Source organism: Vibrio sp. 10N.261.52.A1, from assembly GCF_002876325.1.
In the GTDB taxonomy this organism is placed as follows: Bacteria; Pseudomonadota; Gammaproteobacteria; order Enterobacterales; family Vibrionaceae; genus Vibrio; species Vibrio chagasii.
Genome location: NZ_MCYD01001023.1, coordinates 1 through 3,233 on the forward strand (window position 1 = coordinate 1; position 3,233 = coordinate 3,233).

At 43.1% G+C, this 3,233-nt stretch carries 2 protein-coding genes; both read left to right on the plus strand.

The window, feature by feature from the left end:
• Positions 1-157 precede the first annotated feature (157 nt).
• Positions 158-1,138, plus strand: coding sequence for a transcriptional regulator EbgR (ebgR, locus tag BCT81_RS22230; RefSeq protein WP_102425871.1), 981 nt, complete (start codon positions 158-160; stop codon positions 1,136-1,138).
• A gap of 345 nt (positions 1,139-1,483) precedes the next feature.
• On the plus strand, positions 1,484-2,824 hold the full coding sequence (locus BCT81_RS22235; RefSeq protein ID WP_102425872.1) for an MATE family efflux transporter: 1,341 nt from the start codon (positions 1,484-1,486) through the stop codon (positions 2,822-2,824).
• Positions 2,825-3,233: the final 409 nt, after the last annotated feature.

Genomic DNA, 3,233 nt, shown 5'->3' on the forward strand with positions numbered 1-3,233 from the left:
GATTCAAAACAACATAAAGTGGTTAAACATTGATTTTACTGACCGCTAATGTATGGCCTTTCGTTTGACTGCGATGGGACTATGCAATCAAGGGATACATTGCCTTTAAACTGAAAAATTTCAAAGCAGCGCAATGTTCCAATTACAGGAAGTGAGTATGGCTACGTTAAAAAATATCGCGCTTGAAGCTAATGTTTCATTAGCTACCGTTTCTCGAGTTCTCAATGAAGATCCAACATTAAGCGTCAAAGCGGAGACCAAAAAGCGTATTTTTGAAATTGCAGATAAGCTAGATTATAAAATCAGTAGCTCGCGTAAAACGGCGAGTAACAAAAAGCAGCACCACTTTCTTGCACTGTATAACTACAAACAGGACGCTGAAGTTAAGGACCCTTACTACTTATCAATTCGCCACGGCATCGAGAACCAGTGCGAAAAGATGAATATTGGCCTAATCAACTGTTACGAAAGTAAAATACAGACAAATTCACGCCAAGTTAGCGGCATTTTACTCGTTGGCAGGATGACTAAAGAAGTTATTGAACAAGCAAAGAAACTCACGAGTAACATCTGCTTTGTTAACTATACAGATCACTCAGAACTTTATGACTCCGTTGATATTGACCTCGCCCGCATCAGCAAAGAAATCACCAATTTTTTCATTAACCAAGGTTACGAGCGCATTGGTTTCATTGGCGGGCAATACGACAGTCGCACCCCAGATCTTCGTGAGATAGCTTTTGCAGAATACGGTTATTTGAAGAACGTCGTCAGCGAACAAGATATCTACCGAGGCGAGTTCTCTAGTTCTTCAGGCTACAACCTGGCGAATCAAATGCTAAAAAGTGATAACTATCCCAAAGCAATATTTATCGCATCAGACTCAATCGCAATCGGTGTTTTACGTGCCATTCATGAACATGGATTAAGCATTCCAGATGACATAGCGATGATCAGCATCAATGATTGCCCAACAGCTAAGTTTACCTTCCCATCTTTATCAACCGTCCGTATTCATTCTGAATTAATGGGAACTCAAAGTGTTAACTTATTGATTGAAAAGTCTCGTGACGCCCGAAGCATACCATTAAGAGTTTACGTGCCGAGCGAGCTCAAGCTACGAGACACGACAAAGTAGCTTATCTTTCATTTGAATAAAAAGGCTGCCAGCTATAGGTGGCCTTGACACATAGAAACAATGTAAGCAAACGGCAAGCTGTCATAGCACCTGGCCTACCATGATCCTTTTACTCTCACTCCTGCTCATTGAGCTTTTGTTGCTATTTTTCAGTGGCTGAAATCCGGTCGAATCACACCATGAAACACGCGAATAAGTTTCACCGCAAAGAGCTAGAATGTGGGCAATACGGGTTTATTCAAAATATCTTTACCCTTATTCGTAATCCGGACATTAATTTGATAGTCGTTTACCCAATAACCACTAAACTATAGTCTCGCCTTCCCTTTTTTTGAGAAAACCTAAATGCCTAATGCTGATTCCACCCTAAACAAACGCATGGGAATCGTTGCGCTCACTTGGCCAATTTTCATCGAAGTACTGCTTCGAACTGCACTAAACACCAGTGATGTATTCATGTTATCTGGATACTCAGACAAAGCCGTGTCTGCCGTTGGTGTTATCTCTCAGATATCCTTTTTCCTAATCATCGTATCGACCATGGTCAGCAGTGGTACTGGTATTCTCATTGCCCAATACAATGGCGCCTCACGCGATCAAGAAAGCGCGCAAGTCGGCGTTGCCAGCATCATATTGGCCATCATTACCGGTGTATTGCTGAGTATTTTCGCGGTGCTGGGTGCAGAGTACTTTATTCCGCTTTATCAGCTTGAAGCTCAGGTTGAGCAGTACGCACAAGAGTACTTGTTCATCAGCGGAGCCCTCACTTTCAACGTCACGATAGGTGTGGTACTCACTACTATCCTCCGCAGTCATGGTTACTCTAAATCTCCAATGGTCATCAACATGATTGCAGGTGTGATTAATATCTTCGGCAACTACTGCGCGCTCTATCAACCTTTTGGTTTACCGGTATACGGCGTTCAAGGGGTAGCCATTGCAACCGTGACTAGCCAAATAATTGGCATGCTTATCTTAATTGGGGTGGTCAGAAGCAAAGGCATAGACCTACCCGTGAAACAGTTTAAATCGGTACCGAAATCTATCTATCAGAAGATAATGAAGATCGGCTCGATGAACGCGGGTGAAGTACTCTCTTACAACATGGCACAGATCAGCATTACCTTCTTTGTCGTTCAGATGGGCACATCATCACTGGCGGCATTTACCTACGCTCAGAACATCGCACGTCTCTCGTTCGCCTTTGCTTTAGCCATTGGTCAAGGTAGCCAAATTCAAACCGGTTATTACATTGGTAAGGGGTGGATCGATGAAATCACGTCACGTGTACAGCGCTACTTTGTGGTGGGCTTCATCGCCTCAACCACGATCACCTGTGTGGTTTACCTATTCCGCTATGAGATTCTCGACTTGTTCACACAAGATCCTGAGATCATCGCATTAGCGGCAGGGCTGATTGCGGGGTCAATCATTCTCGAAGCCGGTCGAGTATTTAACCTCATTTTCATCTCATGCTTGAAAGCCGCTGGCGATATTAAGTTCCCAGTAAAAATGGGCATCCTCAGCATGTGGGGCATTGGGGTTGCCATGAGCTATTTACTCGGCGTGCACTGGGGGTATGGTGTGCTTGGTGCTTGGATGGCGATCGCGATGGATGAATGGTTCCGAGGCATCATTATGGCGTACCGCTGGCGAGCAAAAAAATGGACTCGTTTCTCGCTTTAAGTGGTTGAAGATACGTGAGTAAATTTGACTGATGCAAAAGAAAAAGCGCTAGGGGGAGCTAGCGCTTTTTAGACCAACTAAATCCATTTAGCCTGGCAGTTTTTTAAGCTATATCATATGGATATAACCAATTTTTTTACTTAGGTAAATCAAAAAGCCTATTCTTTACGACTGCTTTGAGTCGTAAATTAAGTATAGTCGGACTGTAGAAAATGGAAGGAATTATTTCGTTTATTTTTGATGTCTTGCGAAGGACTCAAGTAGAAAAGCAGCCCAGATGGACTAACCTTTAATCATGAATAAAAATCTTGATGAGAGGCAATATGGGTTCAGAGACAACGCCTTCTAAGACCGCCTCTCAGACAGAACATTCAGACTTGTTATCGTCGCTACTTTTTGAGTTTAAAAG